Raw genomic sequence first — 1,415 nt, 5'->3', positions numbered from 1 at the left:
GGTGGACCGCTTCACCTTCGGGCTGCCGGACTTGCGCGACGGTTTCTCCTTCCTGCTGCTGGCCATGGCTACCTTCGCCCTGGCGGAGATCCTGATGTCGGTGCTGCGCCCGGGCAAGGACAACAGCGAGGAGGAGGCCAAGCAGATGAAGCAGCTCGGCAGCCTCAAGTTGAGCCGGGAAGAGGTGCGCGAAATCGCCCCCCCCATCATGCGTTCGTCCGTGCTGGGCTTTCTCATCGGCGTCTTGCCGGGGGCTGGCGCCACCATCGCCGCCTTCATGGCCTATGGCGCAGAGCGCAACATCGCTGGCAAGAAGCATCAGGACCAGTTCGGCAAGGGAAGCCTGCGCGGCCTGGCCGCCCCGGAAGCGGCCAACAATGCCGCCTCCACCGGCTCCTTCGTGCCCTTGTTGACCCTGGGGATCCCGGGCTCGGGCACCACGGCCCTGATCCTGGGTGCCCTGGTCGCCTATGGAATCCAGCCGGGTCCTCGTCTGTTCATGGAGCATCCGGACGTGTTCTGGTCGGTGATCATCTCCATGTATCTGGGCAATGTGGTGCTCTTGATCCTCAACCTGCCACTCATTCCTTACCTGGCCAGGATACTGGCGGTACCACGTCCGGTATTGATCCCCATGGTGCTGCTCTTCTCCCTGACCGGGGTCTATCTGGTGTCGTTCAACACCATGGACATCCATGTGATGACGTTAGTTGCGCTGATCGCCATCGGCCTGCGCCTGCTCAATTTCCCCATGGCCCCCATGCTGCTCGGCTTCATCCTGGGAGGCATGCTGGAAGACAACCTGCGCCGCGCCCTGGTGATCAACGATGGCTCCATGAGCTTTATGTGGGAACGCCCCATCACCCTCGGCTTTACGATCATCACCATCACTATGCTGATGATCCCGCTCTGGCAATGGTGGCAGGCTCGCAAGGAACCCAAGGGTGAACCTGTGACTCATTCCTGAATCGATGGCACTCTGCCGCCTCAGTACCCTACCCATAATGAGCAGAGACCTTGATAAACCAGAGTGATAACAAGCAGTAATAAAAAGAGCGCCATCAAGGCGCTCTTTCTTTGTCCGTAGCATCTGTGCTCAGCGGCGGCGATAGCGGCGCTCGGGACGTCCGACGGTACCATATTCGAGCTCAGGGGATGCCAGCTGCTGGCCCACCAGAAACTCCAGGTAACGGCGCGCCGTGGTGCGGCTCACCCCGACCCTGGCACCTATCTCTTCCGCGCTCGCCCCCTCGCCCGCCAGGGCGCTCAGGATCCGCTCCAGAGTCAGGGCATCGATGCCTTTGGGCAGCGTGAGCGGGTTGGCACTGCCGGCAGTGCTACCGAAACAGGGCGTCCACGTCCTGCTGGCTGATACTCGGGCCAGGCTGGCCAGGGCCTGGCTGCTCTGCCGATAG

The 1,415-nt window shown here is 62.0% G+C and carries 2 protein-coding genes; one reads left to right on the top strand and one right to left on the bottom strand.

The genetic code is table 11. The annotated features are described in order from the left end of the window. The coding region (locus G113_RS20055; RefSeq protein WP_040319445.1) for a tripartite tricarboxylate transporter permease at positions 1-967 on the top strand (967 nt) is incomplete at its 5' end. Between the two features lie 129 nt (positions 968-1,096). Here the strand turns inward: G113_RS20055 and G113_RS20050 are convergent. Next, positions 1,097-1,415 (bottom strand): helix-turn-helix domain-containing protein (locus G113_RS20050; protein ID WP_005914505.1); only part of this gene is annotated, 319 nt, incomplete at its 5' end.

The organism is Aeromonas molluscorum 848 (assembly GCF_000388115.1).
In the GTDB taxonomy this organism is placed as follows: domain Bacteria; phylum Pseudomonadota; class Gammaproteobacteria; order Enterobacterales; family Aeromonadaceae; genus Aeromonas; species Aeromonas molluscorum.
Note: the sequence above shows the minus strand (reverse complement) of the source record. Positions and strands in the feature narration are given on the sequence as shown.